Here is a 25139-nt window from a genome sequence, read left to right as displayed (position 1 = left end):
GACGTAATGTTGAAATATGCTATGCTGGCCGGCGCGGCACTGGTTGCTGCACCCGTATTGGCACAGACGACCACGACATCCCCGCAGACTTCGGCGCCGAGCAGCGCTGCTGTCGGACAGGCCGCCCCATCCGGTACGCCGACCGATGCAGTGCAGATGCAGTCCGCCGCGCGCGAGCAACCGGCGACGGGCAGCCAGGTCGCACAGGTCGTCGACACCGAGTTCCCGACCTACGACAAGAACGGCGACGGCAAGCTCAGCGCGGCGGAATTCGGCGGCTGGATGGTCGCGCTGAAGAGCAAGACCGATCCGTCGACCAAGCCGGACGCGCCCGAGACCAAGAAATGGGTCTCCGCCGCCTTCGCGCAGGCGGATACTGACAAGAGCAAGTCGTTGACCAAGACTGAGGTCACGAGTTTCCTGTCGCAGGGCTGACGGCAACGCCACGTCCGTAAGGTCCCATCGCACGGAACGAAGGCCGTCGGGTTCCCACCCGGCGGCCTTCGTTACGTCAACCGTCGAGCGAACCCGTCGCCATCAGCGCGAGGAACGGATCGCGCACCCGCTGCGACGCGCCGTTGAGCAGGCGCCGCATTCGCGCATCATACGCATCGACCGGATCGTCCGCACGCCGGTGTGCCATCGTCCAGGCACCGAACTGGCGTTCATGGATCGGCAGGTTGTGCTGAAGCGACAGATCGTGATGACGATCGTCGTTGACGATGCGGCCGAACGTCGCGTCGATGGAAACGGTCGGCCCTTCGATCACCTGCAGGAAATGCGTGCCGTCCGACCACAACAGCCCGGTTATCCCGTTGAACGCATTGTTGTGCCGGGATTGCTCCAATATTCCCACGAGATCCGCCTTGTCGCCGGATATCGTGCTCGAACTCATGTAGAGAATTTGGCGCATCGGGTCTCCGGTCGGTAGAAGAGCTACTACAAACCGGAGAGCCACGTCTTGCGGTGGATCAATCGGACTTGCGCACACGATCTTCGGCGGCGCGAGCCTTCGCTAAGATCTGGCCTTGAGCTTCTACCGCGCCATTCAACAAGCGATCCGAGGTTTCGGCGGCGGCATCGGGCGTCAACGCCACTGCGACACCGTCCGGCCCGTCAACCATGACCTGTCCGTGCTCGGCCGTTACGTCCGACGCTTCGTCGTGCAATTTCTTGTCCACATGCAATTCCTTTGATGGAACAACGAAGAAGCGAGCGGAAAGATACGCGATCGGCCGCGAGTTTATCGACTATATCGTTGCGCTAGATCAACCCTTGCGCCCGCAGGCTGACATGGCCGCCGGTACCCATCACGATATGGTCGTGCACGGTGATCCCGAGCCGCTTGCCCGCCTCGGCGATGGTCCGCGTGATGTCGATGTCCGCGCGGCTGGGGGAGGGGTCTCCGCTCGGGTGGTTGTGGACGAGGATGATCGATGCGGAGCCCAGGTCGATCGCGCGCCGGATCACCTCGCGGACATAGACCGCGGCCTGGTCGATCGAGCCCTTGCTCATCACCTCGTCGCGAATCAGCATGTTCTTGGTGTTGAGGTGGAGCACCCGGAACCGCTCGATCGCGTGGTGCGCCATGTCGGCGCGGAGATAGTCGAGCAGCGCCTGCCAGTTGGCGAGCACGGGGCGGTCGCTGACGTGCGATTGCAGCAGGCGGATTGCGGCGGCGTGCGCGATCTTGATCGCCGCGGTCGAGATTTCGCCCATGCCCTTCACCCGGCCGAGCGCCTCGGCATCCGCGGTCAGCACTCCGCCGATCCCGCCGAACTCGCGCATCAGCGCCTTGGCGAGCGCCTTGGTGTCGCCGCGGGGGATGGCGATCGCGAGCAGGTATTCGATAAGTTCGTGGTCGAGCAGCGCGTCGCTGCCGCCTTCGAACAGCCGTTTGCGGAGGCGGCCACGATGGCCCTTCAGATCGTCCCCCCGGACGTCGATGTCTTCGTCCGGATCGGCCATTTTGCGATGCTAGCACATCCCTGGGCAATTGCATGACGCCCTCGCTCCCGCCTATGCAGAGACCTCGAATATGGCGGAGTGCGTTGGTGAGCGAGACGAGCGAGACGGGGGCCGACCCCGGGGCCCATCCTCGCCGTCCTGCGACTGCCCGCCGCGTTGCGCTGGTGATCGCGCTGCTGCTGATCGTCGGACTCGTCGTGCTGTGGCTGGTCCGGAAGCCGATCGCCGAGGGGTTCATCGACCGCGAACTCGCCAAGGCCGGCGTGCCTGCGCGCTACGACATCGCGGACCTCGCGCTGGGTGGCCAGCGATTGACCAACGTCGTGATCGGCGATCCGGCGCATCCCGATCTGGTCGCCGACTGGGTCGAGACGCGGACTGGCGTCGGGTTGTCGGGACCGTATCTGGAGGGCGTGCGCGCGGGGAAGGTCCGGCTGCGTGGGCGACTGGTGGACGGGAAGGTGTCGCTCGGCGCGATCGACAAACTGCTGCCGGCGCCGTCGGGCAAGCCGTTCGCATTACCGGCGCTCGACGTATCGGTCGCCGATGGTCGTATGCGGCTGGAGACTCCGCAGGGGATCGTCGGGCTGAAGCTCGCGGGCTCGGGCACGCTCGACGACGGGTTTCGCGGGTCGTTGGCAGCGATGAGCGAGCGGCTCGATGTCGGCGGGTGCGTGATCGACCGGCTCGCGGCGACGGTGAAGCTACGGATCGATGCGGCAAAACCGACCGTCACGGGGCCCGTGCGAGTGTCGCGGCTGGCCTGCGGGAAGACGCACGCCGAGCGGATCGTGGCCGATCTGGACGTCGGCCTCTCCGCCGCGCTCGATCGCTGGCAGGGCAAGGCGACGCTCAAGACCGGCGCGGCACGGACGCCGGGTGCGACTTTGGCCGGTGCCGAGGGCACGATCGACTTCACCGGAACCGCGGCGGCGACCGGCGGCAAGGCGAACATCGCCGCCGACACGGTTCGCACCACCGAAGGCGGCGCGCGGCGGGTTTCGCTCGTGGGCACGTACCGGATCGGCGAGCAGACCGCGTTCGACGGGCGCGTCCAGGCGAGCGGCGCGGCGGTGGCGCAGAAGCGACTCGCCGGGCTGGCGAGAATAGGCAGGGCAGCCGCGGGGACGCCCGTCGCGCCGTTGGCTAAAGCGGTGACGCAGGCCGTCCAGAAGGCTGGGCACGGATTTGCCGCAGACGCCGACCTTCGCGTGCGGATCGATGGCGGACGCGGCAAGGCGATGCTGTCCCGTCTTGCGCTGGCCTCCGCCAGTGGTGCGCGCGTGGCGCTTGGCGGCGGGAGCGGGGTCGCGTTCGGCTGGCCGAATGGTGGCGTGCGGCTCGACACGGTCCTCGCGATGCGTGGCGGTGGCTTGCCCGACGCGCGCGTGTCTCTGGCGCAGGTGAAACCGGGCGCGGCGATTCGCGGCGTCGCCACCATCGCGCCCTATGCGGCGGGAGACGCGCGACTGGCGCTGACGCCCGTTACCTTCAGCGCCACTCCGGGCGGGGCAACCTCGATCGCGACACGTGTCACGCTCGGGGGACCAATCGGTGCGGGCGGTCCCGCCAACCGGGTCGATGGCCTGTCGATGCCGGTGTCTGCGGTGTGGAACGGTCGTGGACGGCTGGTCGTCAATACCGGTTGCGTGCCTTTGGCAGTCCAGCGCTTCGCGATCTCCGGGCTTGTGCTCGATCCCTCGCGGCTGACCTTGTGCCCGCTCGATGGCGCGCTGGTGCAGATCAACGGCGCGCGGGTCAGGGGCGGCGCGAAGATCGCCGCGGCTAAGCTGGGTGGGCGACTCGGCACCACCCCGATCACGCTCGCGACCGCGGGAGCGATCGTGCGGCTGGCGGATCGCGGCTTTGCCATCGACGGCGTGCAGACCCGGGTCGGCGCGCCGGAACGTGTCACGCGACTCGATTTCGGCACCGTCACCGGCCGCATGACGGGGCAGGGCGTGGCGGGCGCGTTCACGGGAGGCTCGGGACAGATCGCGAACGTGCCGCTGTTGCTCGGTGAGGCGGCAGGCGACTGGACGCTCGTCAATGGCGCGCTCAATCTCACCGGCGCGATGGGGGTATCCGATGCCGCGCCGACGCCGCGCTTCAAGCCGCTCGCCGCGCGCACCGTGACGCTAGCGCTCGTGGACGGCACGATCACCGCCGCCGGCACGCTGTTCGAGCCGATCACCAACACCAAGGTCGCCGACGTCACGCTGACCCACGCTCTCGGCGCGGGTGCAGGCAAGGCCGACCTCAACGTCCCCGCGATCGCGTTCGCCAAGGACCAGCTGCAACCCGACGCGCTTACTCCGCTGACCTTCGGCGTGATCGCCGACGTCAACGGATCGGTCAGCGGCGAGGGGCATATCGCCTGGAACCCCGACGGCGTGACCAGCACCGGCGTGTTCCGTACCGCCGGCACCGATCTCGCCGCCGCATTCGGCCCCGTCACCGGGATCGCCACCGAGATCCGCTTCACCGACCTGCTCAACCTCCAGAGCGCGCCGGGGCAGGTGGCGACGATCCGCACGCTCAACCCTGGCATCCCGGTCACCGATGGCACGATCCGCTACCAGACGCTGCCGGGCGCGCGCGTCCAGGTCGAAGGCGGCTCCTGGCCGTTCGCGGGTGGATCGCTGACGCTCGATCCGACGCTGCTCGATTTCTCCGCGCAGTCCGAGCGGCGGATGACGTTCCATGTCGCCAACATGGCCGCCGACCAGTTCCTCCAGCAGTTCGATTTCAAGAATCTCGATGCGACCGGCATCTTCGACGGCGTGCTGCCGATGATCTTCGACGAGACCGGCGGCCGGATCGAGGGAGGCGACATGCGCGTCCGGCCGGGCGGCGGCACGCTCGCCTATGTCGGCGACCTCAGCCAGAAGGATCTCGGCGTCTGGGCGAACATCGCGTTCGGTGCGCTGAAGTCGCTGCGCTACCAGTCGTTGCGTGTCGGCCTCAACGGGCCGCTCGCGGGTGAGATGGTGACGGACGTCCGCTTTGCCGGGATCAGCCAGGGCGAGGGCGCGAAGGCGAACTTCATCGTCCGGCGCCTGCAGAAACTGCCGTTCGTATTCAATATCCGGATCAAGGCGCCGTTCCGCGGGCTGCTCGATTCGGCGCAAAGCTTCTACGATCCGAAGCGGCTGATCCAGCGCAACCTGCCGGCCTTGCTGCAACAGCAGGCCGCGCCGCCGCCGCCCAACCCTACACCCAAATTTCCAACCATTCAGCCTCCCGCAAGCAGGATCGTGCCATGACCGAAACAGGATTGAAGAAGCTGGAGCAAAGGCCGATCTTGCAGATGATGACGAGGACGATCGCGATTATCGGGCTGACGGCGGCCTTGCCGGGCTGCATCAACGTGTCGGCGCCCGACAAGCCGATCGAGATCAACCTCAACATCAACGTCACGCAGGAAGTGGTCTATCGTCTCGATGGCGAGGCGAAATCGTTGATCCAGCAGAATCCGGGGATATTCTAAGATGAAGACCAAGGTCCTTATGATGGTTGCCGCAGCGGCGGCTCTCGGTGGCCTGTCTGTCGCGGCAACCGCGCAGCGCGATCCGGCCTACGCCGCGGCGCGTGCCGGTGGTGAGGTCGGCGAGCAGCCCGACGGCTATCTCGGCCTTGTAGGCGCAGCGAGCGGCGACCTGCGCGCGCTGGTCAACAACATCAATATCCAGCGCAAGTCGGCGTACACGGCAAAGGCGCAGGCGAGCGGCGCGACGGTCGAGCAACTCGCGTTCACGAGCGGCTGCAACCTGATCATGCAGACCAACCCCGGCGAGAAGTACAAGACCCCCAACGGCGTCTGGAAGACCCGCACCGCCGGCGCCCCCGAGCGCGATTCGCGCTGCGTTTAATCTGAAGTGCTCCCCTCCCTGACAAGGGAGGGGTTGGGGGTGGGTAGGCTGCTTGGGATCCGTGACGTGAGCCAACCGGCCGACCCACCCCCGGCCCCTCCCTTCCAGGGAGGGGGGAAGAAGTAGGGTTGGCCCGATCCCATCCGCCGCCCCATTAATGACGCCCGTGTCACACCGGTTGACTTGCACCCCCCCCTTTTCTAAACGGACCGCGCCTTGGCGGGATCGCTCGTCGCTGCTTGCTTCCTCCCCGATGCGTAATCAGGTGGAGGAACGTGCGTGGCGGAGATCGAACCCGGACAGGACCCCCAGGGTGTTGAAGATCCGCGACTTTCCGCGCTCGATGAGCGATTGAGAGAGGTCAAGGCTCGGGAAACACTCGCTAAGGGGCAGGGAGGGGCGGACGCCGAGCGGGGATACTCGCAAGGCAATCGCGTTATCTCCGCCCTTATCGGGAGTCTCGTCGGCAGTGCGCTGATCGGCTGGTTGATAGACCGCTGGTTCGGCACTGGCCCTTGGGGGCTGATCGTGCTGCTGTTCCTCGGGATAGCGGTCGCGTTCAGGCAGATCATTCGAATTTCAGGCGAACGCCCGGAGTAACCGGGCGTTTGTCGTATCAAGACGGCAGGGATTCCACGTGGCGGCAGAACAGGGCGGCAAGATCGATCCGATGCACCAGTTCCTGATCGAGCCGGCGTTCGGCTCGCACTGGATCGTAGGTGGTTACGACCTGTCGTTCACCAATTCCGCATTGTGGATGGTGGTGACGGTCTTTGCGTTGTGGGCCTTCATGATCGGCGGGATGAAGCGCGAGCTCGTCCCCGGTCGCTGGCAGATGGCGGTCGAGGGTTTCACCGGCTTCATCTCGGGCATGCTGACGCAGAACATCGGACCCGAAGGCAAGCGCTTCGTGCCGTATGTCTTTTCGCTGTTCATGTTCATCCTGTTCGCGAACATCATCGGGCTGCTGCCGTTCGGCATCGTTCCCGGCGTGCATCCGTTCACCGTGACCAGCCACATGACCGTTACCGGCGTGCTGGCGCTGATCAGCTTCGGCATCGTGCTGCTCGTCGGCTTCGGCAAGCACGGTTTCCACTTCTTCTCGCTGTTCGTGCCGCACGGCACCCCGCCATTGATGATCCCGCTGATCTTCGTGGTCGAGCTGATGTCGTTCCTGGTGCGTCCGTTCTCGCTCGGCCTGCGACTGTTCGTCGCGATGACCGCCGGGCATATCCTGCTCAAGGTGCTCGCTGCGTTCGTCATCAATGGCCTGAACCTCGGCGCGGGCTACATCGCGATCGTCAGCCTGCCGAGCTTCGTCCTGATGGTCGGGATCACGCTGCTCGAGCTGCTGGTCGCCGCGATCCAGGCATATGTCTTCGCGTTGCTGACGTCGGTCTATCTGAACGACGCAGTTAATCTCCACTAAGTGGGGCAATCTTCACTAAGTTTTCCATTACTTAACTGATTTTCAAAGGGAATTTATCATGGACGCACAAGCAGCAAAGATGATCGGTGCCGGCCTCGCAGCGATCGGCATGGGCCTCGCGGCACTCGGCGTGGGCAACGTGTTCGCCCAGTTCCTCGCCGGCGCTCTCCGCAACCCGGGCGCAGCCGACAGCCAGCAGGGCCGTCTGTTCATCGGTTTCGCAGCAGCCGAGCTTCTCGGCCTGCTCGCGTTCGTCACCATGATCATCCTGGTGTTCGTCGCCTAACCACTCGCTGATTTGGCCGGGCAACCGCGCCCGGCCGGATTAACGCAGGACAGACCAATGCCTCAGATTGCCCAGATAGCCGCTACCTACGCCTCGCAGATCTTCTGGCTGCTTCTCACCTTCGGCATCCTGTATTTCGGGATCGGCAAGGGAATGGTGCCAAAGATCGTGTCCAACGTGGACTCGCGCGAAGGCCGAATCGCGGGCGATCTGGCGGCGGCGGTCGCTGCCCGTGCGCAGGCCGATACGGTCCAGGCGAACTGGCAGGCCGAAATGGACGCGGCCCGCGTTGCGGCGCAGGCCGAGACCGCGGCAGCAGCAAAGCGCGCGGCAACCGCGTTCGAGCAGCAGGTCCATGCGGCCGATGCCGAACTCGCCGAGCGTCTGGGTCATCACGATCTGGCGGTAGCCAACGCGAAGGCCGAGGCGCTCTCGAACTTGCAGGGTGTCGCCGCCGAAGCAGCACAGCAATTGGCCGCAAAGGTCGCCGGCCTCCAGGTCAGCCTGGATGCGGCGAGCGACGCGGTACGCAGGACGACGGCGCATGGCTAATCCAGATTCGGCCGCAAAGGTCATCCACGGCGAGGGCATGGCGCCCGAAGGTGCGATCGACAACCAGGGACTCCAGGGTCACACCGCCGCGCCCGGTGGCGTCGAGCATGTGCCCGATCCGACCGCGCTCGGCCTGACCTCGACCGGCTGGGTTGCGGTGGCGATGATCGTCGTCATCCTGCTGATGATCTGGAAGAAGGTTCCAGGCATGATCGGCAAGATGCTCGACACGCGCATCGCCGGCATCCGCACGAAGCTCGACGAAGCCAAGGCGCTCCGTGCCGAAGCCGAGGCGATCCGCACCGAGTACGAGGCCAAGGCCAAGACCGCGCACGTCGAAGCCGAAGCGATGAAGGCTCACGCGCACCACGAAGCCGCGGCGATCATCGCCAAGGCGAAAGCGGGCGCCGAAGACCTCATGACCCGCCGCGCGAAGATGGCCGAGGACAAGATCGCTGCCGCCGAGCGTGCTGCGATCGCCGAAGTCCGTGCGCGGGCTGCCGATGCCGCGGCTAAGGCGGCCGGTATCCTCATCTCCGAGCATCACGACGCCGCCGCCGACCGCATGATGGTCGACCGCTCGATCTCGGGCCTCGCCCGCCTGAACTGATCCTGCTTCTCTCCCCTCGGGGAGAGGAAGGGGCCCGCTGCAAAGCAGTGGGAAGGTGAGGGCACGCCCCTCACGCAACACATCATTATCGACGGCCGTCTCTTCCCGGGTTTCCGGCGGCCGAGTCTCCAATCTGAGCCCGTTGGAGAACACCTATGTCCTGGCTCATCCTCGCCGTAGCCGTCGTCACCGAAATATGCTGGGCGCTTAGCCTGAAATGGGCCGCCACCATCGCCACGTGGCAGGCCTCGAGCGTCCCGATCGTCCTCAGCTTCGTCAACATGGGCCTGCTCGCGCTCGCCATGCGCGGCCTTCCCGCCGGCACCGCCTATGCGATCTGGACCGGAGCAGGCGCGATCGGCGTCATCATCGGCGGCGTCATCCTGTTCGGCGACAAGGTCAGCGGCATCCAGGCCTGCTTCATGGCACTGACCGTGGTCGGCATCGTCGGCACCAAGGTTTTCGCGCAAGCCTGAGCGTCGAGCGTTCGCGGTACGTCGTACCCGCACCGGTCGGCACTACGGCCGGCCGGGCACGGTCTCGCTAGGACCAGTCCTCCAGCTTCCCCATGGCATTGCGAGGCAGGCTGTCTCCAAAGCGAAAGCTCCGGGGACGTTCATGATCCCGCAGGCGCGCGATGGCGGTCCGCTCGAGCGCGGCTTGCAACTCGACGGAGGTCGAGCCGGCATAGGGTACGACGAACGCCTTTAACCGGCCGTTCGCATGCAACCGGACCGCTAGTTCGGACACGCCTTCGACACCGCGCAGGATGTCTGCCACCCGCTCCGGCCAGACATTGTGCCCCGCGATCTGAACGGCGCCATCGCGTCGCCCGGCAAGCCGCAACGAACGACGTCCGGTCCGGTCTATATGGTCCGGTAGCACCGCCCGCCGACCGCTTCGATCCTCCAGCTGCCAGCGATCGTCGTCGTGCGGCACGAGGTTCCACCGCGCTATGATCTCGTAACACGCCGCAGGAACGTCCCGCCACGCGATCGCACCGGTCTCGGACGAACCATAGACGTCGATCAGCCGCGCAAGGCCGGCGTCGAACACCTCTCCCGCGATGGCGTCCTGGAACGGTCCGGCCGAACTCACGCCAAGCACGTCGTCCGGAAAGCGGGTCATCCTCGACAGCGCGCGCCACTGTTCCGGAACTGCGACGACGAGATCCCCCTCGATCAGATCGAGCGGCGCTCCGATCGTTCGAGCGACCACCGGTACGTCGAGCGATGCGGGCAGCAACGCGGTCCAGATGATCCCGTAGAGATGGTCGGCGGGCACCAGGGCGACGACACGCCGGCGACCCGCAAGGCGCGCGGCGAACCACGCGGCTTCCTCGATCAGGTCGGCCACGGCATGCGAGCACGTACGCGGCGCACCGGTCGAGCCCGACGTACGAACCGTTATCGAGCCGCCAGGGGTCGCGTGTCGCCGCATGATCCAGTCGATCCAGTCGTCGACCCGCTGCGGCGGTCCCGCATGCAACAGCGCGTCGTCGAGATCGAACGTCTCCGCCAGCGCGCCGAGCGCACCCAGTTGCTCGATCGAATCCAGCCCCAGCCCCTCGTCACCGATCGGCAATCCGTCCGGCCACTCGCATGCCATTGCCGACGTCGGGTGCGTGCCGCGCAGGTATCGCACTTCGGATGCGACGACGGCGCAGGCGATCCGGGCCACCGCCGAACGCGCCAGCCCAAACTGGTTCACGCCGCGTTGGACTGTGGCCGGAACACCTGGTTCCGCCCTGCATGCTTGGCCGCGTACAGGCGCTTGTCCGCGAGCGTCATCAGCGTGTCGATCGCGCCATCGGCCTCGTCGAGCGTCGCACACCCAAGGCTCGCGGTCACCTGCAAGGCGCCTCTCGGCGTTTCTACCACGATCGCGGCGACCGCAGCGCACAGCTCCTCGGCAAGCCGCAGCGACTGGTCGAGATCGTAGCGCGGCAACAGCACGCCGAATTCCTCGCCTCCTAGCCGCGCAAGCAGGCCATAGGGCGGGATCAGGTTCTTGCACGCCTCGGTGACCCGGCACAGCAGCGTATCGCCGAGCGGATGGCCGTAGGTGTCGTTGACGGCCTTGAAATGGTCCAGGTCGAGGACGATCAGCGCCATCGGCTGGCGCAGCTCGCGCCATCGCCCTTGTTCCCGCGTCAAGACTTGGCTGAAATGGCGGCGGTTCGCGGCCCCGGTCAGGTGATCGCACGTCAGCAGCCGGCGGAGATCCTCGGTCACCGCATCGCGGCGCGGCACGTCGCGCAGGATGACGGAAAATTTGGTCGGCCGGGTGTCGCCGCTGGACGACCGCGCCACCACCAGCCGCTGGCACCAATAGCGCTCGCCATCCGCGCGTTGCTGCCAGCCTTCCTGAAGATGCCATCCCTCCCGGCCTGCGATCAGCAACTGCTCGTCGAGCCGCAGGTCGCCGCCGGGGGCATCGGTGCTCAACACGTCGGCAAGGTTATGCCCGGTCACGTCGTGATGGTCGTGGCCGGTCTGGACGGTGAGGCACGTATCGGCCGATGCGATCTCGCCGTCCGGGTTGATCGTCAGCGCCGCATAGCCGTTGACGCCGTCCAGCAGCGTCGCGAACCACGTGTCCGCCTGGCGAAGGCGTTGTTCCTGTGCGACTTGCTGGCTGATGTCCGACAGCGTCACCATCAGCCGATCGGCTGCCAGCTTCATGATCGTGCAGGACAATACCGTCGGCGGCGCGGTGTGGCGCCCGATGCCGAGTTCGACGAAGATCCGGTGTCCGTCGCAGATCCGGCCCGTGGCGGCCGTGAACGCGGTCGTCATGCTGCGGAGTTCGGGTGCGTGCTGTTCGAACGCGGAGAACAGGTTGCTCGCGTCGCGCGGCCCGGCCAGCGGCAGCAGATGCTGCATCGCGTGTGGGTTCATCATCCCGATCTCGCCCGCGGCATCGCATTCGATCAGTCCGACGGGACAGGCGTAGAGGAATTCGAGGAGGCGCTCCTCGCTGGACGGGTCGGCCATCGCTGCTGTCCTAGCGTTCGATCAGCACATAGCGGCGTGCCGTCCCGGCCGTCTTCAGCAGTCGCAGCCGAACCTTGGTGGGGCGCATCCGCAACGTCAGGACATACGGGATGATATCGTCGATCTCCGCCTCGTCCTCGAATCGCTGCGCGACCATGAAGTTGTTCATGCACTGCGCGACCGCATCGAAAAACGGCACCCCGATCACCGAAGCCTGGTCCAGGCCGGCCATCCGTGCCTCGGCCGCGTTGTAGACCTCCACGACGGTGTCGGGCGCGAGGCCGACGACGCCGAACGGGAGTGCATCCCGGTCCGCGGCGGGCATCGTTTCGAGATAGTCCGTTGTAATCGTTTCAAACATCGCTTCTGGTACCGACACGGTCTGCAACCTCCCTTGGCGTGGTGATTATGCCAAAGGATGATTAAAGATCACCTAGTGACGTCCGGGTTTTAGAACGCGCCAAGACCGTCATCGGCTACGATAAGTGCCCGGTGCGGGACGATTTTTACGAAACCACGCTGGTGCCGGGTCGCGCGCGTGCGATCAGCTACCACGCCGGCTGCCACGAAAATTTTGGAGGGACCGAAATTCGCCGACGTGCGTCGTCTCGGATGGCAGTCGATCATGGTTCGACCACGGGGAGTATCAACGCATATGACGATCATCGGGACTTTGATCGACGAGACCGGTACGCTGATCCGCGACGGCGGCGCCTTCTATCTGCGTCGGGATCATGGCGGTCGCTACCAGCTCGAGTTGCAGCGCACGCCGGTCGATCTGGTGGAAAAGCGCGTGCGTCTGCGCGGCACGCTGGTGGGTCCGGACCTCGTCAATGCCGATGGCGTCGCAGCAGCGTGAACGAACAGGGGCGGCCCCGAGGGTGCCTGGCCGGCTAGGGCGTATCGAATGGACCGATCGTCGCGATCCGAAGCGGAGGATGCGGCCGTGCCGATCCCCCGCTTCGTTCACGAGGCCGTGGTTAGAAGCCCATGTTGAAGGTGGCGGACACGGCGCGCGGTGCGCCGATCTGCGCATAGGTGAGCGAGTTGGTGGCGCTCGTCCCGCTGAACCCGCCGACATAGAGCTTGTCGAACAGGTTGGTGATGTTCAGCTGGAGGAACGTCTGGTCGTCGAGACCGAGCGGCTTGAGCGAGATGCGGGCATCGAGATTGACCAGCGTATAGGCTGGCGCCTTGGCACCATAGACCTGGACGCCCGAGATCACGACGGGCAGGTTCTGGTCGTTGACGTAGCGCTCGCCGGTACGCTTGGCCTCCAGGCCGACTCGGACCGGCCCCGCATTGCCTTCGACGCGACCGCCGAACGTGTAGGTCGGCGCGCCCGCTTCCCGCTTGCCGGCGGTCAGATAGGTCGTCGTCGCGGAGGCCTGGACATCGTCGAGGATCTTCGACTTCAGGTAGGATCCGAACGCGTACAGCGTCACGAGGTCGATCGGGCGATAGCTGACGCTGCCGTCCACGCCGTATTTGTGGACCGTGCCCAGGTTGCGATAGATCGTCGTGTTGGTCTCGAGATCGTAGGACGAGGCGAGGCGGTCATGGAACACCGTGTACCAGCCCGACGCCTGTGCCTGTACGCGACCCATCTGGTACCGTAGCCCGGCATCGAAATTGTCGGTCGTCTCGGGCTTGGCGCCTTCGGCACCGGTCGTGCCCTCCGCATAATAGAAGCTGTTGTAGAGATTGTCCGTACCGGGAACCTGCATCCCCTTCGAATAGTTCGCGAACACCGCCAGGGGCGCTGTCAACTGATAGACCAGCCCGGCACTTGGCAGGACGCGGTTATACGTGAATTTGCGCTGCTGTGGCCCTTGGTAGGTCGGGTTGGCGGCGGCGATGATCGCATCGGTCGCGGCGTTCTGCCCGGAACAAATGAGCCCGCCGGTCGCGGTCGTCGTGAAGCAGTAATTGGTCAGGTCGCGCTCGAAGAACGGGGCGCGGACACCGGCGGTCAGCGTCAGCTTGCTATCGAAGAACCGGCCACGATATTCGCCGAACGCCTGGTTCAGGATCGCCTTGGAGAAGCGATCGCGCTTCTGCAGGGCGGTACCGGTCGAATCGAGTAACGGCTCTTCGCTCGGGAACGGCGTCGAGGCCAGGTTGTTCGCACCGATCGTGGTCAGTTCGCCGGTCTGGCGATGCCGCCCGTAATCCAGGCTGTACCCGACCCGGACCGTCTGCGTGGCGTTGAAGTCGTAGCGCAGCCCGAGATTGAGCAGATAGCGATTGGTCTCGGTCGTGCTTGGTGCGCTGACCAGCACGGTGTCCTTCGTGTCACCGTCGCCGTTGAGGTCGACGCCGCCGAAATAGGGCGTGCTGCCGACATAGCCGGCGACCTGATGGCCGCCGATCGTCGCGAAGCCTTCCGATGCGGTCGCCGTCCCGCCGCCATTGGCGAGCGTATAGGAATAGGCGGCGTCGGCGGTGAAGGTCAGCTTGTCGGTCAGCGTGAAGCGGGAGTTCACGCGGATGTTGGCGGTCTTGGATGGATTGTAGCGATAGTCGTACGCCCCGGCGCCGCACGCGACGCCCGCGCTGCTGACGCAATTCGCCACGTCGTAGAACCGCTCGTCCCTGGTTTGCGGAAAGCGGTTGCCCGATCCGGTGCCGACGCTCGCGCCCACGTTGCTGAGCGGGACGGAGCCGAAGAAATTGTTGATGTTGCGGTTGTAGTGCCCTGCAACCGAGATGAAGTCGCCGCTGTTGCCGATCGGCTGATAGATCTTCGCGTTGATCTGCGTCTTGTCGATCTTGCCGGCGTCGGTGAACACCACGTCGTTGGTCGATTTGCTCGCGGAGAAGAATGCGCGCGTGCCGAATGGGGTGAACACACCGGTATCGACTGCGCCGAACACGCGGAAGAAGTCATAGTCGCCCGTGGATCCCGCCATGCGGACGTGGAAATCCTCGGACGGGGTGCGAGTCGAGTAGTTGATCGTCGAACCGGTCGCTGATGCGCTGGGGCTGTCGACGTCGGTCGAGCCGAGGCTGACGGTGACTTGGCCGATCAGTTCGGGATCGAGCTGCTGGTTGGCATAGATCGCATAGCTCCCGGTGTCGTTCAGCGGGAAACCGTCCCACATCTGCGAGACGCGGCTTCCGTCGAACCCGCGGATGCTGAGCGTGCCGCCGGCCGAACCATAGGGATCGTTGTTCTGAAAACTGACGCCGGGCAGCATGTTGATCGTGTCGTTGATCGACTGGCCGGGCGTCTCGTGCTGGATGAACTCGGCGTTCAGGCCGACCTTCGCCTTCGATGTCGCGGGCAGCACGACGCCGCCGACGGCAGGCTCGCCAGCCTTGCCGGTGACGACGATCTCTTCGAAATCCTTGGTCCCTGTTGATTGCGCGAATGCCGGCGACGCGATCGCACATAACGAGCAGGCGAAAACGCCACTCGTCAGAAGAGTTTTACCCACGTTTATATTCTCCGAGCTGGTGGCGGTTTCCGTATTCCACTCGGGCGGATCCCTTGAGGTCGGCTCGTGTCCGCGAAATGTCCGAAGGTTACAGTGTTCGTTACTCGGTCGGTTGATCCGCGTTCGACCGTTGTGCGGCGGCCGCCCGCGCCTTTCGCCACGCCAGCGATCGTCGGTTGAGCATGTCGAGCGAGGACCCATCGGCCAGCACCGTTTCCGCCAACGCGATCGCCCGCGCCAGGATGGCACGAGGCGCATGGGCATAGGCAGGTCGTCCGGCGATATGATCGTACCAGACGCCCTCGCAGGCATTGTCGAGGAAGATGCGCTGGAAGCAGTGATCGTTCCTGACTGGCCATCTGCGGGCAGGTGCGACTGCCGGCAAAATGGTGCGCGTCAGGTCGAGCCAGCGGGCGACAGCGGCAGCACGGTCATCGATGTCCATCCCCATCAACACGTAACCCCCGCGGATGGTCGCGCGTGACGCATCCTATGAGGTCGACATTGCCCGCGTGGTATAAGCTCGACTAGTACTAAAGCACTCTATTCTGGTGCAATAATACTGCGGACCCATTGGGCCAACGGCGGGTTATGCGTTTGGCAAATATGGGTTTTGCGTCCGATCGGACGGAGACTGCATGGCGTCCGAAAACAGGGGTTCATCATGATCCAGCATTGCAGCGTTGCACGCATCGCGGGGCTTCTCACCGTCGGCATCGGCGCACTGTCGCTCGCGGCGTGCGTCAATCCGTCGGCAAAGATCGCAACCTCGCTCGAGGGGTATGGATTCCAGCCGACCCAGTCGCAGTGCGTCGGCGACCGGCTCGAAGCGAACCTGTCGCTGGGCCAGCTCCAGCAACTCGGTCGCGCGGCCAAGGCTTCGCGCGAAGGCGATACGACGCCTGGCCGGTTGACCGTGGGCGATTTCATCCGGGTGTCGGGTAAGGTCAAGGATCCCAAGGTGCCGCTCGAAGTCGGCAAGGCGGCCGCTGCCTGCGGTATCCTGACCGATCCCGCATCGCCGCTGTGATCCGGACGGTCCGGACGCGGTGAACCGTCAACAATCCGGTTCGTTCGAGGATCGTAACGACGTCCGCGACGTTACCGACACGCATCGTCTCTGACCCCCGTCTCTGATCGAAGCGGCCCAACTCTCAATTCTAACACTAACACAGGAGACTTTTCATGAACACCGATACCCTCGCAGGCGCAGCAACCGATTTCGGCGGCAAGGCCAAGGAAGCACTCGGCAACGCAACCGGCGACACGTCGCTGAAGAGCGAAGGCGTCGCGGATCAGCTGGGCGGCACCGTCCAGAAGACCGTCGGCCAGGCCAAGGACGTCGTCGAAGAGAACATCCGCCCGCTGGTCGATTACGTGCGCCAGTTCTCGAAGGAGCGCCCGTTCACCGCAGCAGCGGTTGCCGGCGTCCTCGGCATCGCGCTGATCAACACGCTCCGCGGCAAGTAAGCCGTACGCGGCGGTGGATGGCCAAGGCCTCCGCCGCCGCGACATCCGATATGACGAAAAACGCGCGAACGGACGTCCCGCAACGGACGGCAGGGAATGACCGGATGACACGGTTTCGCGCCATTGCAGGGCAGAACTGCGGATGACCGGGCATAGCGACTACGACACTGATTTCGACGAGGGACGGGCCGACCCTCGTTCCGATGACGAGTGGGAAGGTGTCTGGAACGTCGAAGACCGAAACCGCGATACGCTTCGCAAGATCGAGATAGGTCTCGCGGCGATCGGTGCGACGGTCGGTGCGACGATCGCCCTATTCATGGTTCGTGCCGGCTGGCTGAGGATGGCGCGGTCCCAGCATATCGTGCCGTCGGCGGCGGACATCCACGTCCGGATGCCCCCGCCCAGATAGGCGCACTACCCGCAGCGGAGCCGGGTGTCAGTCGAATAGGACGCGACACGCTTAGGTGCATCGTCGTCCGCTGGTTCCTTCAGATCCGCAGGTACCGGTAATACCAGACCTCATGGCCCTGCCGCCGCGCTTTCCGCTCGTAGCGCGTCTCTGGCCAGTCATCGGGGCGGGTCAGGAAATCATGCGGCGTCTTCGCCTGCCATTCGAAATCGCGACGCGCGTTCATGATCATCATCGACCAGCGGCAATAGGTCGGATCATCGGTGCCGAGCCGGAACTCCGCGCCGGGCTTGAGCTTGGCGGCGATCGTGTCGAGCGGGCCGTGGTTGACCATGCGGCGCTTGGCATGGCGCGCCTTCCGCCAGGGATCGGGGTGCAGCAGGTACAGCCGGTCGAGGCTCGCGTCGGGCAGGCGCTCGATCACCTCCAGCGCATCGCCCATGTGCAGCCGCACGTTGGTCAGCTCACCATCGCGGATGTGCGCCAGCGCGCCGACGACGCCGTTGAGGAACGGCTCGCAGCCGATGAAGCCGACGTCAGGGTTCATCGCGGCCTGTCCCGCCAGATGCTCGCCCGCGCCGAAGCCGATCTCGACGTGCAGCGGGCGGTTGTCGCCGAACAACGTCATCGCATCGATCGGCCCTTCCTCGGGCACCGACAGGTCGGCGAGCGTTTCCTCGACGAGCGCGGCTTGGCCGAGGCGCAGCTTGTGGCCCTGGCGACGGCCATAGAGGCGGCGGATAACAGAAGGATCGTTCATCGCCGCGCGCTCTAGCGGGCGATTGCGCCGGAGCAAAGCATGACGCGAACCGTTGCACGCTCGTAATGGTCGAGAATACTTCCAATTCGCCCGGCGAAGACGTCGAGGATCTCAAGGCGGCCGATGCGCAGGACCTGCACAAGGCGGTTCGCGAGGAGGGTGAGGATGAGCTCGATCGTCCGGTGTCGTCGCTGTTCTTCTCCGGGCTCGCCGCGGGCATGGCGATCGCCAGTTCGCTGATCGCGGAAGGCGCGCTGCACCACGCGCTGCCGGATACGCCGTGGCGGACGATTATCGTCTCGCTTGGCTATCCAATCGGGTTCCTGGTCGTGATCCTCGGGCGGATGCAGTTGTTCACGGAGAGCACGATCACCGCGATGCTGCCGTTGGTGACCAAGCCGTCGGGCTGGGCATTGCGGCGCACCTTGAGGCTCTGGAGTGTGGTACTGGGTGCTAACCTCATCGGGACGGCGCTGGCCGGCGGGATGATCGCGGCGGGCCTGCTCGGCGGCAGCGAGCTTCGTACCGCGATGATCGAGGTGTCGATGGCGATCACCGAACTCTCGCCGGGCGCGACGTTCGTCAACGCGGTCCCGGCCGGGTTCATGATCGCGATCCTCGCCTGGTCGCTGCCGAATGCGCGCGAACAGTCGTTCCTCGTGATCGTCGCGATCACCTATGTCGTCGCGATCGCCGCGTTCAGCCACTCGATCGTCGGATCGGTGGAGGCGTGGCTGCTGCTGTTTTCGGGTAAGGTCGGCATCGCTCGGGCGCTCGGCGGGCTGATGGTGCCGGCGATCCTCGGCAACTTGCTGGGCGGTGCGGGGTTGTTCGCTTTGCTCGCGCATGCACAGGTGCGCGGTGAAATGGACGGACAGGGCGAAAACTGATGGGCAAGACCAAGGACGCCGCAAAGGCCGTCGAGAAGGCGGACCGCAAGGCGACGCACAAGGCCGCCGAGCACCGCGACGAACCGCTGGTCAAGGCGAGCGGGTTCCTCGCCGAGATCGGCGACCAGCCTCAGCTGGTGGCGACGTCGATCGGCACGGTCGTGATCGGCCTGATCGCGCGCAGGCCGGACGTGATCCGTGGCGGTGTACGGATGCTGGCGGCGCATGCGGCGGCGACCTTCGTCAAGTCCGCGATCAAGGCGTCGGTCGACCGTACGCGCCCCGAAAAGGCGATCGAGGACGGCAAGGCGCGGTTCGAGCCGGGCAAGAGCGACGATCACGACCAGACGTCGTTCCCTTCGGGCCACACCGCTGGCGCAGTTGCGGTCGCGCGTGCCGCATCGCGCGATATCAGTGGCGCTGGCGGTCCGGCGGCGCTGATCTCCGGCGCAGTCGCGGCGGCGCAACCGGTGAACGGCAAGCATTACCTCTCCGATCTCGTCGTCGGTGCTGCGGTCGGCTGGATCGCCGAAGCGCTTGTTAGTGCGGTGTTCGACCGGGTCGCGCCCGTGGTCGAGACGGCGGTGGCGAGCAAGGCGCCTTTGTTGATTGAGCATGCCAAAGCCTGAGCATCATTGCGCGATCGAGTGTTACCCGTTGACCACAGGTTGCGACGAAATCGATATTCGCAAGGTTGCGCAAGGGGATAGCGGAACCGTTACGCCCGCGTGACGGTTGCCACCGCATCGTAACCAGAACGGACTATCCCCATGAAGAAGCTTTCCATCGCCGTCACGCTCGCCGCCATGGCCGTCTCGCTCGCCGCTTGCGGCGGCAAGGGCGACGACAAGCTCGGCAGCCAGGTCGAGAAGGCCGCGGACAACCGCGCCGACGCACTCGAAGCGACTGCCGATAATCTCGAAGACCAGGCCAAGGCAGTCCGCAAGGACGGCGACCGCCAGTCGGACGCGATCGACGACGCCGACGTGAACGCGCAGGCGATGCCGCAGGCGCAGAAGGATGCACTGGTCAACGGCAGCGAAAAGCTCCGCTGATCGTCTAGGCGCACACCAGCGCCGGCGTCTTGGCCGCCTTCCGGTACACACCGGGGGGCGGCTTTGACGTTTTGAAAGGACCGGCTCGACCGGCCGCTATTATGACAGGGGACACGGCAATGATCGACAGGCGTCGACTGGAAACGGGGGGCTTCATCACCTTCCTGGTGGCGATCACGATCGCGTTGTGCGTGGTCGTATCGTCGTTCGCGGCGGCCTTGCTGTGGAGCGCGCTCGCGGCGATCCTGTTCCAGTCGCTGTACCAGTGGCTGCTCAAGCGCTGGCCCGGCCGCCGCAATCTCGCGGCCGCGCTGACCTTGCTGATCATCTTCGTTGCGGTGATCATCCCGACCTTGTTCATCGGCAGCCTGATGATCGACCAGTCCGCTTCGGTCTATGCCAAGCTGCAAAGCGGCCAGATCAATTTCGGTGCGTATTTCCAGCAGATCCACGACGCACTGCCGAACCGCATCCAGGGTGCGCTGGACAAGGCCGGGCTCAACAGCTTCGAACAGGCGCAGTCGCGCGTGTCGACCGTCCTCGGCAACAGCGTCCGCTCGATCGCCGGGCAGGCGCTCTCGATCGGTCGCAATGCGGCGGCGTTCCTGCTGTCGTTCGGCGTCGGGCTGTACGTGACGTTCTTCCTCCTCCGCGACGGCGACAAGGTCGGTCCTGCGATCCGCCGCGCGCTGCCGTTCGAGCATTCGGTGGCGGTGAAGCTGGTCGACAAGTTCGTCGCGGTGGTGCGCGCGACGATCAAGGGTTCGGTGATCGTAGGGCTCGTCCAGGGTGCGCTCGGCGGCCTGACCTTCTGGATCGTCGGGGTGCCTGCCGCCCTGCTCTGGGGCTTGCTGATGGCGCTGACATCGCTGCTGCCTGCGCTTGGGCCGGCGATCGTTTGGGTGCCGGTTGCAGTGTACCTGCTCGCGACGGGCGCGATCTGGCAGGGCGTGGTCGTGATCGTCTCGGGCGTGGTGGTGATCGGTCTGGCCGACAACATTCTACGGCCGATTCTGGTCGGGCGTGATACGGGAATTCCGGATTACATCGTGCTGGTGACCACGCTGGGCGGGATCGAGGTCGTCGGGCTCAGCGGTATCGTCGTCGGCCCGTTGGTCGCGGCGCTGTTCCTGACGGCGTGGCAGATCCTGACCGAGCAGCGGCATGCCCAGATTTCCCCCGTTCGTCCTGAGTAGCGGCTGAGCTTGTCGAAGCGGCGTATCGAAGGACAGGTCGGGGAGCGGAACGCGCTTTGTCCTCGATAACCCTCTCCCTTCGGGGAGAGGGAGGGGCCCGCACGGCGAAGCCGGGTGGGAGGGTGAGGGGGAGTGAGGCTCGGACCCTCTCCACCAAAACCCCTCACCCTTCCGTCGCCAAGCGGCTCCTCCCTCCCTCTCCCCAACGGGGAGAGGGACTAGACGCTCAGCTAAAAATAAGCCTCCCGCGGACCGCTCCGCGGGAGGCTTTTTCGTAACCTCAAGAGACGTCGCTATCAGGCGACGGCAGCCTTCAGCGCATCGACCAGATCGGTCTTCTCCCAAGTGAAATTATCACCCTCAGGCTCACGACCGAAATGCCCGTACGCTGCCGTCTTCTTGTAGATCGGCGCGTTGAGCTTCAGGTGCTCGCGAATGCCCTTCGGCGTCAGGCGAACCAGCTTCGGCAGGACAGCCTCGAGCTTGGCTTCCTCGACGGTGCCCGTGCCATGCGTGTCGACATACACCGACAGTGGCTCGGCAATCCCGATCGCGTAGCTCAGCTGGATCGTGCAGCGACGCGCAAGCCCCGCAGCAACGACGTTCTTCGCCAGATACCGCGCAACATACGCCGCCGAGCGATCGACCTTCGTCGGATCCTTGCCCGAGAACGCACCACCACCATGAGGAGCAGCGCCGCCGTACGTATCGACGATGATCTTGCGCCCGGTCACGCCGGCGTCGCCGTCAGGGCCACCGATCTCGAACTGGCCGGTCGGGTTGATGTAGATCGCGGTCTCGTCGGTGATGAAGCCGTCGGGCAGCACGTCCTTGAACACGCCCATGACGTAATCGCGCAGCACCGCGTACTTGGCGGGATCGGCGTTGTCGCCCTTCTCGCAATAGCCCGGCGCATGCTGCGTCGAGACGACGAGCGCGGTCGCGCCGACCGGCACTTCGTTCTCGTACGACAGCGTGACCTGGCTCTTGGCGTCGGGCTCGAGGAACGGCGCGGCGCCCGAGTGGCGATCTTCGGCCATCTTGGCGAGGATCTTGTGGCTGTAATACAGCGTCGCGGGCATCAGGCCTGGGGTCTCGTCGGTCGCGTAGCCGAACATGATGCCCTGGTCGCCGGCGCCCTCGTCCTTGTTGCCGCTCTCGTCGACGCCCATCGCGATGTGCGCGGACTGGCCGTGGAGGTTGTTCTCGAAGCGGAACGTCTCCCAGTGGAAGCCCGACTGCGCGTAGCCGATTTCCTTGACGGTGTTGCGGACAGCCGCCTCGATCTCTTCGAGCACGCCGTCGGTCCACTGGTCGTTCTCGTAGATGCCCTTGCCGCGGATTTCACCGGCGAGCACGACGAGCTGCGTGGTCGTCAGCGTCTCGCAGGCGATCCGCGCCTGCGGGTCCTTGGCGAGGAACAGGTCGACGATCGTGTCGCTGATCTGGTCGGCGACCTTGTCGGGATGGCCTTCGGAGACCGATTCGGAAGTGAAGAGGAAAGACTTGCGCATGCGGGCCTCTTTGCCATGCTCTGAAGCGAGCGTCATATAAGGAAAGCTTTATATGACCCTAGCGCTGGCGACGGCGCAGGGCAACCGCGGTAACGAGCATGAGTAGGGCAACGATCGCCGCCATCGCGTTGCCGACGCGTGAGAACAGGGTGGGCGGCAGCGCGGACGGCATCGGCTGCTCGATCGCGCCGGCGGTCTCGTGCGGGACGGTCGCGACGAGGCGACCATCGGCAGCGATGATCGCGGAAATACCCGTGGGAGTTGCGCGAAGGATCGGCAGTCCTTCCTCGATCGCGCGCATCCGGGCCTGGGCGAGATGCTGCGGCGGGCCCCATTTGCCGAACCACGCGTCGTTCGAGGGATTGAACAGGATACGAGGCCGGTTTGCGCGATCCACGACCTCGCCCGAGAAGATGATCTCGTAGCAGATCTGCATGCCGATCGAGCCGAAGCCCGGCAGCGTCAGGTTCGCCGGCCCCTTGCCCGAAGTGAAATCGATGTCGCCGGGCACGAGCCGCGCTAGGCCGAGCGGCTTCAGCAGCCACGGCATCGGCAGATATTCGCCGTACGGCACGAGGTGCGCCTTGTCGTACCGTCCCCGCAGCCGCGCCTGCGCGTCGAGCGCGAACACCGAATTGGCCGCGCCGGAGATTTGATCCCTCGCGTTGAACTCCAGCGCAGTGCCGCCGATCAGCAGGATGTCTTGGGGGCCCAGCAATCGCGCCATACGGCGGCGGAGGTAGAGCGGGCTCGACCAGCCATAGGCGTAGAACGGATAGCCATCCTCGACGTAATCACGCACGACGCCCTCGGGCCAGACGACGAGGCGCGGAGTGGCGCCGCCTTGGCCAGACAGCTTTTCGAGCGCGGTAAGGACGCGCTCGCCGTCGGTCTCGCTGCGGTCTTCCTGGCCGATGTCGGGTTGGACCACGCGGACCAGAGGCGTGCCGGCAGCGGGCGGCGGCGCATTCGTCCAGAGCGCGGACAGTGCTGCGAGACCGAGCGCTGGAAGGGCGACGGCTGGTAGTGTCCAACGGCGTACCGCGAGCATCAGCAGCGCGCCCGCAGCGAGGATCGTCACACCCGACAGGGCGTAGGTGCCGATCCACGCGGACAGCCGCGCGACACCAATCGCGGGGAGCCAGACGACGCTCAGCGGATCCCAGGCATAGCCGGTGAACAGCGTCGCCCGCAGCCACTCGGTCGCGATCCAGGCCGCGGCGAAGACGAACACGAACGTCGCGTCGGGGGCGCCGAGCCGTCGGGCGATCCGCCACGCCAAGCCTCCTGCAAGCATCGGGAACACTGCCAGATACAGCGCGAGACCGACTGCCGCGAAGTACCCGAGCACCGGCGGCATCGCGTCCTGGAAGTCGAACGCATGCTGGAACCAGTTGTTGTTCACGGTGAAATGCCCGACCCCGAACACCCAACCGCGCCACAATGCCCCGCGCAGGGTCGGTGCGTCGTGGACGAGCCTCATCCACAGCGCGAACGCAACCAGCGTCAGCGGCCAGAGATCGAGCGGAGCGAACCCGGTCGCAGCAAGCGCACCGAGGACGAGGCAGGTGAGGGCAGGATAACGGTTCACGCTCGCGCTATGGCGTGGCGGGGAAGGGCGGGCAATGTTTTCGGTGTGATGGGGCGGGGGGATGAAAAGCTCCTCCCGGCGTCTAGCACCACCCCGGCGAAGGCCGGGGCCCAATTGGAAAGGTGGTCGTAACGAAGCGCTGCCTCCCGTTAGGAACGTTCCCCAATTGGGGCCCGGCCTTCGCCGGGGTGGTGCAGAGTTGTGAGGACACGAGCCCAAAGCTTGTTCTCCCGCGAAGGCGGGAGCCCAGTCTGGGCTCCCGCCTTCGCGGGAGAACAATAGAGGGCCACCGTCCCGGTAGGTGAAAGCACCCACGCGATCCCCCGGCTCGACGAACCGGATCGCCCGACCTATCTTCCCCCCCATGACCCTACGCCCCTTCCACCTGGCCTTCCCGGTCCACGACCTCACCGCCGCCCGCACCTTCTACGGCGCCACGCTCGGCTGTCGCGAAGGCCGCTCCAGCGACCACTGGATCGACTTCGACCTGTTCGGCCACCAGATCGTCGCCCACCTCGACCCCGCCGCCAAACCCGTCGCGGTCGAGAACGCGGTCGACGGCCACGCCGTCCCGGTCCCGCATTTCGGCGTCGTGCTGACGATGGACGACTGGACCGCGCTGTCGGAACGCGTCACCGCCGCCGGCGTCCAGTTCGGGATCGCGCCGTACATCCGCTTCAAGGGCGAGCCCGGCGAGCAGGCGACGATGTTCTTTCTCGATCCCAGCGGCAACGCACTCGAGTTCAAGGCGTTCGCCAACGACGACATGATTTTCGCGACTTAAGGAATAGACATGGGCACTCCCATCACCGTCGACGTACCCCATCAGCTCGGCAAGGCGGCGGTTCGCGCGCGGCTTGACGGGGGGATCGACAAGATCAGCGCCAGCATTCCGGGTGGGTCGGTGACCGATCACCGCTGGGATGGCGACACGTTGCACTTCACCATCCAGGCGATGGGCCAGACGATCGCCAGCGCCGTCACGGTGTTCGAGACCAACGTCCACGCGGTCGTCGACCTGCCCGGCATCCTCGGCCTGTTCGCGAGCAAGGTGCAGGACATGATCCGCAAGGAAGCGCCGAAGCTCCTGCGCTGAGA

31 protein-coding genes are annotated in these 25139 nt (G+C 65.4%); 20 read left to right on the top strand and 11 right to left on the bottom strand.

Annotation, left to right across the window (positions count from 1 at the left end; all coding sequences use genetic code 11):
• The first annotated feature begins 6 nt into the window (after nt 1–6).
• The gene (locus BM244_RS15205; protein ID WP_093399749.1) at nt 7–435 is read left to right on the top strand and encodes an EF-hand domain-containing protein; all 429 of its coding nucleotides are present in this window, start codon (nt 7–9) and stop codon (nt 433–435) included.
• 76 nt (nt 436–511) lie between these two features.
• On the opposite strand, the gene BM244_RS15200 is transcribed toward BM244_RS15205, so the two are convergent.
• The 3 genes from BM244_RS15200 to radC all read right to left on the bottom strand — a co-directional run bounded on the left by BM244_RS15200 (nt 512) and on the right by radC (nt 1968).
• Entirely contained in the window at nt 512–913 is a 402-nt protein-coding gene (locus BM244_RS15200) for a BLUF domain-containing protein (RefSeq protein WP_093399748.1), read from the bottom strand.
• A gap of 58 nt (nt 914–971) precedes the next feature.
• Nucleotides 972–1181: a hypothetical protein gene (locus tag BM244_RS15195; RefSeq protein ID WP_093399747.1), complete on the bottom strand. Its 210-nt coding sequence runs from the start codon at nt 1179–1181 to the stop codon at nt 972–974.
• An 82-nt stretch (nt 1182–1263) separates the two neighbouring features.
• Nucleotides 1264–1968 carry a RadC family protein gene (gene radC / locus BM244_RS15190; RefSeq protein WP_093399746.1) on the bottom strand — a complete coding sequence of 235 codons (705 nt, stop codon included), beginning with the start codon at nt 1966–1968 and terminating at the stop codon, nt 1264–1266.
• Between the two features lie 86 nt (nt 1969–2054).
• Between radC and BM244_RS15185 the strand changes: the two genes are divergently transcribed.
• From BM244_RS15185 to BM244_RS15145, 9 genes are all read left to right on the top strand, one after another.
• Nucleotides 2055–5234 carry an intermembrane phospholipid transport YdbH family protein gene (locus BM244_RS15185; protein ID WP_254784469.1) on the top strand — a complete coding sequence of 1060 codons (3180 nt, stop codon included), beginning with the start codon at nt 2055–2057 and terminating at the stop codon, nt 5232–5234.
• A 44-nt stretch (nt 5235–5278) separates the two neighbouring features.
• Complete coding sequence (locus BM244_RS15180) at nt 5279–5458, top strand: YnbE family lipoprotein (protein ID WP_082445295.1); 180 nt, start codon at nt 5279–5281, stop codon at nt 5456–5458.
• 1 nt (nt 5459) lies between these two features.
• Nucleotides 5460–5840 carry a YdbL family probable chaperone protein gene (locus BM244_RS15175; protein ID WP_093399745.1) on the top strand — a complete coding sequence of 127 codons (381 nt, stop codon included), beginning with the start codon at nt 5460–5462 and terminating at the stop codon, nt 5838–5840.
• Nucleotides 5841–6119: 279 nt separating this feature from the next.
• The gene (locus BM244_RS15170; protein ID WP_093399744.1) at nt 6120–6440 is read left to right on the top strand and encodes an AtpZ/AtpI family protein; all 321 of its coding nucleotides are present in this window, start codon (nt 6120–6122) and stop codon (nt 6438–6440) included.
• Nucleotides 6441–6510: 70 nt separating this feature from the next.
• Nucleotides 6511–7269 carry a F0F1 ATP synthase subunit A gene (locus tag BM244_RS15165; protein ID WP_093400045.1) on the top strand — a complete coding sequence of 253 codons (759 nt, stop codon included), beginning with the start codon at nt 6511–6513 and terminating at the stop codon, nt 7267–7269.
• Nucleotides 7270–7327: 58 nt separating this feature from the next.
• A complete protein-coding gene (locus BM244_RS15160; RefSeq protein WP_055873230.1) occupies nt 7328–7555 on the top strand; it encodes a F0F1 ATP synthase subunit C in 228 nt (75 codons plus the stop codon).
• A gap of 57 nt (nt 7556–7612) precedes the next feature.
• On the top strand, nt 7613–8107 hold the full coding sequence (locus tag BM244_RS15155; RefSeq protein WP_093399743.1) for a F0F1 ATP synthase subunit B family protein: 495 nt from the start codon (nt 7613–7615) through the stop codon (nt 8105–8107).
• A gap of 37 nt (nt 8108–8144) precedes the next feature.
• A complete protein-coding gene (locus BM244_RS15150) occupies nt 8145–8717 on the top strand; it encodes a F0F1 ATP synthase subunit B family protein (protein WP_254784506.1) in 573 nt (190 codons plus the stop codon).
• Nucleotides 8718–8872: 155 nt separating this feature from the next.
• Nucleotides 8873–9193: a DMT family transporter gene (locus BM244_RS15145; protein ID WP_093399741.1), complete on the top strand. Its 321-nt coding sequence runs from the start codon at nt 8873–8875 to the stop codon at nt 9191–9193.
• 67 nt (nt 9194–9260) lie between these two features.
• Here BM244_RS15145 and BM244_RS15140 read toward each other — a convergent pair whose 3' ends face one another.
• Genes BM244_RS15140 through BM244_RS15130 form a run of 3 tightly spaced genes read right to left on the bottom strand, consistent with a single transcriptional unit; the run spans nt 9261 to nt 12038 of the window.
• Complete coding sequence (locus tag BM244_RS15140) at nt 9261–10427, bottom strand: class I adenylate-forming enzyme family protein (protein ID WP_093399740.1); 1167 nt, start codon at nt 10425–10427, stop codon at nt 9261–9263.
• The gene (locus BM244_RS15135; protein WP_093399739.1) at nt 10424–11713 is read right to left on the bottom strand and encodes a sensor domain-containing diguanylate cyclase; all 1290 of its coding nucleotides are present in this window, start codon (nt 11711–11713) and stop codon (nt 10424–10426) included. The genes BM244_RS15140 and BM244_RS15135 overlap by 4 nt, the downstream gene beginning before the upstream one ends.
• Nucleotides 11714–11723: 10 nt before the next feature.
• Nucleotides 11724–12038, bottom strand: coding sequence for a PAS domain-containing protein (locus BM244_RS15130; RefSeq protein WP_254784468.1), 315 nt, complete (start codon nt 12036–12038; stop codon nt 11724–11726).
• Between the two features lie 330 nt (nt 12039–12368).
• On the opposite strand from BM244_RS15130, the gene BM244_RS15125 reads away from it, so the two are divergent.
• Entirely contained in the window at nt 12369–12572 is a 204-nt protein-coding gene (locus tag BM244_RS15125) for a DUF5818 domain-containing protein (RefSeq protein WP_093399738.1), read from the top strand.
• Between the two features lie 121 nt (nt 12573–12693).
• On the opposite strand, the gene BM244_RS15120 is transcribed toward BM244_RS15125, so the two are convergent.
• Both BM244_RS15120 and BM244_RS15115 read right to left on the bottom strand, forming a co-directional pair.
• Entirely contained in the window at nt 12694–15153 is a 2460-nt protein-coding gene (locus tag BM244_RS15120) for a TonB-dependent receptor (protein ID WP_254784467.1), read from the bottom strand.
• Nucleotides 15154–15253: 100 nt separating this feature from the next.
• Nucleotides 15254–15598 (bottom strand): hypothetical protein, encoded by a 345-nt coding sequence (locus BM244_RS15115; protein ID WP_093399737.1) that lies wholly within the window; start codon nt 15596–15598, stop codon nt 15254–15256.
• A gap of 219 nt (nt 15599–15817) precedes the next feature.
• Between BM244_RS15115 and BM244_RS15110 the strand changes: the two genes are divergently transcribed.
• The 3 genes from BM244_RS15110 (at nt 15818) to BM244_RS15100 (ending at nt 17035) form a co-directional block, all read left to right on the top strand.
• Complete coding sequence (locus BM244_RS15110; protein ID WP_093399736.1) at nt 15818–16183, top strand: hypothetical protein; 366 nt, start codon at nt 15818–15820, stop codon at nt 16181–16183.
• Between the two features lie 155 nt (nt 16184–16338).
• Nucleotides 16339–16623 (top strand): CsbD family protein, encoded by a 285-nt coding sequence (locus BM244_RS15105; RefSeq protein WP_093399735.1) that lies wholly within the window; start codon nt 16339–16341, stop codon nt 16621–16623.
• A gap of 142 nt (nt 16624–16765) precedes the next feature.
• Complete coding sequence (locus tag BM244_RS15100; protein ID WP_093399734.1) at nt 16766–17035, top strand: hypothetical protein; 270 nt, start codon at nt 16766–16768, stop codon at nt 17033–17035.
• A gap of 79 nt (nt 17036–17114) precedes the next feature.
• Here BM244_RS15100 and trmB read toward each other — a convergent pair whose 3' ends face one another.
• Nucleotides 17115–17795, bottom strand: coding sequence for a tRNA (guanosine(46)-N7)-methyltransferase TrmB (trmB, locus tag BM244_RS15095; RefSeq protein ID WP_093399733.1), 681 nt, complete (start codon nt 17793–17795; stop codon nt 17115–17117).
• Between the two features lie 65 nt (nt 17796–17860).
• Here trmB and BM244_RS15090 point away from each other — a divergent pair, with 65 nt between their 5' ends.
• The 4 genes from BM244_RS15090 to BM244_RS15075 all read left to right on the top strand — a co-directional run bounded on the left by BM244_RS15090 (nt 17861) and on the right by BM244_RS15075 (nt 20936).
• Entirely contained in the window at nt 17861–18685 is an 825-nt protein-coding gene (locus BM244_RS15090; RefSeq protein ID WP_093399732.1) for a formate/nitrite transporter family protein, read from the top strand.
• On the top strand, nt 18685–19314 hold the full coding sequence (locus BM244_RS15085; protein WP_093399731.1) for a phosphatase PAP2 family protein: 630 nt from the start codon (nt 18685–18687) through the stop codon (nt 19312–19314). Before BM244_RS15090 ends, BM244_RS15085 begins: the two co-directional genes overlap by 1 nt.
• A 141-nt stretch (nt 19315–19455) precedes the next feature.
• Entirely contained in the window at nt 19456–19740 is a 285-nt protein-coding gene (locus BM244_RS15080; RefSeq protein ID WP_093399730.1) for a lipoprotein, read from the top strand.
• A gap of 119 nt (nt 19741–19859) precedes the next feature.
• Nucleotides 19860–20936 carry an AI-2E family transporter gene (locus BM244_RS15075; protein ID WP_093399729.1) on the top strand — a complete coding sequence of 359 codons (1077 nt, stop codon included), beginning with the start codon at nt 19860–19862 and terminating at the stop codon, nt 20934–20936.
• A gap of 296 nt (nt 20937–21232) precedes the next feature.
• Here the strand turns inward: BM244_RS15075 and metK are convergent, their stop codons facing one another.
• Both metK and lnt read right to left on the bottom strand, forming a co-directional pair.
• Nucleotides 21233–22450 carry a methionine adenosyltransferase gene (metK, locus tag BM244_RS15070; RefSeq protein WP_093399728.1) on the bottom strand — a complete coding sequence of 406 codons (1218 nt, stop codon included), beginning with the start codon at nt 22448–22450 and terminating at the stop codon, nt 21233–21235.
• Between the two features lie 58 nt (nt 22451–22508).
• Entirely contained in the window at nt 22509–24041 is a 1533-nt protein-coding gene (gene lnt, locus BM244_RS15065) for an apolipoprotein N-acyltransferase (RefSeq protein WP_254784466.1), read from the bottom strand.
• A gap of 364 nt (nt 24042–24405) precedes the next feature.
• Here lnt and BM244_RS15060 point away from each other — a divergent pair, with 364 nt between their 5' ends.
• Complete coding sequence (locus tag BM244_RS15060; RefSeq protein WP_056061305.1) at nt 24406–24825, top strand: VOC family protein; 420 nt, start codon at nt 24406–24408, stop codon at nt 24823–24825.
• Between the two features lie 9 nt (nt 24826–24834).
• Nucleotides 24835–25137 (top strand): polyhydroxyalkanoic acid system family protein, encoded by a 303-nt coding sequence (locus tag BM244_RS15055; protein WP_093399726.1) that lies wholly within the window; start codon nt 24835–24837, stop codon nt 25135–25137.
• Nucleotides 25138–25139: the final 2 nt, after the last annotated feature.

Source organism: Sphingomonas sp. OK281 (assembly GCF_900115295.1).
Classification (GTDB): Bacteria; Pseudomonadota; Alphaproteobacteria; order Sphingomonadales; family Sphingomonadaceae; genus Sphingomonas.
Note: the sequence above shows the minus strand (reverse complement) of the source record. Positions and strands in the feature narration are given on the sequence as shown.

Coding starts and splice junctions, on each gene's coding strand:
- BM244_RS15205 (WP_093399749.1), top strand. CDS start 7: ATGTTGAAATATGCTATGCTGGCCGGCGCGGCACTGGTTGCTGCACCC.
- BM244_RS15200 (WP_093399748.1), bottom strand. CDS start 913: ATGCGCCAAATTCTCTACATGAGTTCGAGCACGATATCCGGCGACAAG.
- radC (WP_093399746.1), bottom strand. CDS start 1,968: ATGGCCGATCCGGACGAAGACATCGACGTCCGGGGGGACGATCTGAAG.
- BM244_RS15180 (WP_082445295.1), top strand. CDS start 5,279: ATGATGACGAGGACGATCGCGATTATCGGGCTGACGGCGGCCTTGCCG.
- BM244_RS15175 (WP_093399745.1), top strand. CDS start 5,460: ATGAAGACCAAGGTCCTTATGATGGTTGCCGCAGCGGCGGCTCTCGGT.
- BM244_RS15165 (WP_093400045.1), top strand. CDS start 6,511: ATGCACCAGTTCCTGATCGAGCCGGCGTTCGGCTCGCACTGGATCGTA.
- BM244_RS15160 (WP_055873230.1), top strand. CDS start 7,328: ATGGACGCACAAGCAGCAAAGATGATCGGTGCCGGCCTCGCAGCGATC.
- BM244_RS15155 (WP_093399743.1), top strand. CDS start 7,613: ATGCCTCAGATTGCCCAGATAGCCGCTACCTACGCCTCGCAGATCTTC.
- BM244_RS15150 (WP_254784506.1), top strand. CDS start 8,145: ATGGCGCCCGAAGGTGCGATCGACAACCAGGGACTCCAGGGTCACACC.
- BM244_RS15145 (WP_093399741.1), top strand. CDS start 8,873: ATGTCCTGGCTCATCCTCGCCGTAGCCGTCGTCACCGAAATATGCTGG.
- BM244_RS15135 (WP_093399739.1), bottom strand. CDS start 11,713: ATGGCCGACCCGTCCAGCGAGGAGCGCCTCCTCGAATTCCTCTACGCC.
- BM244_RS15130 (WP_254784468.1), bottom strand. CDS start 12,038: ATGCCCGCCGCGGACCGGGATGCACTCCCGTTCGGCGTCGTCGGCCTC.
- BM244_RS15125 (WP_093399738.1), top strand. CDS start 12,369: ATGACGATCATCGGGACTTTGATCGACGAGACCGGTACGCTGATCCGC.
- BM244_RS15115 (WP_093399737.1), bottom strand. CDS start 15,598: ATGGACATCGATGACCGTGCTGCCGCTGTCGCCCGCTGGCTCGACCTG.
- BM244_RS15110 (WP_093399736.1), top strand. CDS start 15,818: ATGATCCAGCATTGCAGCGTTGCACGCATCGCGGGGCTTCTCACCGTC.
- BM244_RS15105 (WP_093399735.1), top strand. CDS start 16,339: ATGAACACCGATACCCTCGCAGGCGCAGCAACCGATTTCGGCGGCAAG.
- BM244_RS15100 (WP_093399734.1), top strand. CDS start 16,766: ATGACCGGGCATAGCGACTACGACACTGATTTCGACGAGGGACGGGCC.
- trmB (WP_093399733.1), bottom strand. CDS start 17,795: ATGAACGATCCTTCTGTTATCCGCCGCCTCTATGGCCGTCGCCAGGGC.
- BM244_RS15090 (WP_093399732.1), top strand. CDS start 17,861: ATGGTCGAGAATACTTCCAATTCGCCCGGCGAAGACGTCGAGGATCTC.
- BM244_RS15085 (WP_093399731.1), top strand. CDS start 18,685: ATGGGCAAGACCAAGGACGCCGCAAAGGCCGTCGAGAAGGCGGACCGC.
- BM244_RS15080 (WP_093399730.1), top strand. CDS start 19,456: ATGAAGAAGCTTTCCATCGCCGTCACGCTCGCCGCCATGGCCGTCTCG.
- BM244_RS15075 (WP_093399729.1), top strand. CDS start 19,860: ATGATCGACAGGCGTCGACTGGAAACGGGGGGCTTCATCACCTTCCTG.
- metK (WP_093399728.1), bottom strand. CDS start 22,450: ATGCGCAAGTCTTTCCTCTTCACTTCCGAATCGGTCTCCGAAGGCCAT.
- BM244_RS15060 (WP_056061305.1), top strand. CDS start 24,406: ATGACCCTACGCCCCTTCCACCTGGCCTTCCCGGTCCACGACCTCACC.
- BM244_RS15055 (WP_093399726.1), top strand. CDS start 24,835: ATGGGCACTCCCATCACCGTCGACGTACCCCATCAGCTCGGCAAGGCG.